The sequence below is a fragment of the Actinoplanes cyaneus genome (assembly GCF_016862095.1).
GTDB lineage: Bacteria > Actinomycetota > Actinomycetes > Mycobacteriales > Micromonosporaceae > Actinoplanes > Actinoplanes cyaneus.
On record NZ_BOMH01000173.1, the window covers coordinates 1 to 763 of the forward strand.

1 protein-coding gene is annotated in these 763 nt (G+C 70.0%); it reads right to left on the minus strand.

All coding sequences use genetic code 11. The annotated features are described in order from the left end of the window. The coding region (locus Acy02nite_RS47460; protein ID WP_275407316.1) for a phosphopantetheine-binding protein at positions 1–750 on the minus strand (750 nt) is incomplete at its 3' end. Between the last annotated feature and the right edge of the window lie 13 nt (positions 751–763).

Consider the following 763-nt stretch of genomic DNA (forward strand, 5'->3'; position numbering starts at 1 on the left):
GTCCATGACCAGGTGGTGGACGATCAGCAGGAGCCGGCCTTGCTGGTCGGGTCCGCGGTCGAACCAGAGGAACTGGGCCATGACGCCGTGGTGGGGATCGAGGCGGCGGGCGGCGGTGGTGAGGTGCTCGTTGATGAGGGTGTCGAGGTGGTCGGGGTCGGTGGTGGTGGCGTCGATGTGGTGGGTCAGGGTGGCGGCGTCGATGGTGCCGGGGTCGGGGACGGCCAGGTGGTCGGGGTGCAGGGTGGCGCGCAGGGTGTCGTGGTGGTCGAGCAGTGCTTGTAGTGCGCGGGTGAGGGTGTGGGGGTCGCAGCCGGCAGGGGTGGTGATGGTGGTGGATTGGTAGATCTGGTGCAGGTGGGTGTGGTCGGTGCGGTGCAGCAGTTCGTGCATGACGGGGGTCAGGGGCAGGGTGCCGGTGCCGGGTTCGCCGCCGGTGGCGGGGGTGTCGGTGGTGGCGAGGGTGGCCAGGGCGGCGGGGGTGCGGTGTTCGAAGATGTGGCGGGCGGTGATGGTCAGGCCGGCGCGGCGGGCGCGGGAGACCAGCAGCATGGACATGATGGAGTCGCCGCCGAGTTCGAAGAACGACGCGTCCGCCGGTACCGATTCCACCCCGAGGATTTCGGCGAACAGTTCGCACAGGGTTTCTTCGGTGGCGGTGGCAGCGGCGCGGCCGGTGGTGGGTAGTTCCGGGTCCGGCAGCGCGCTCCGGTCGAGTTTCCCGTTCGCAGTCAGCGGCAGCGCATCCACTGCGATCAGGGTC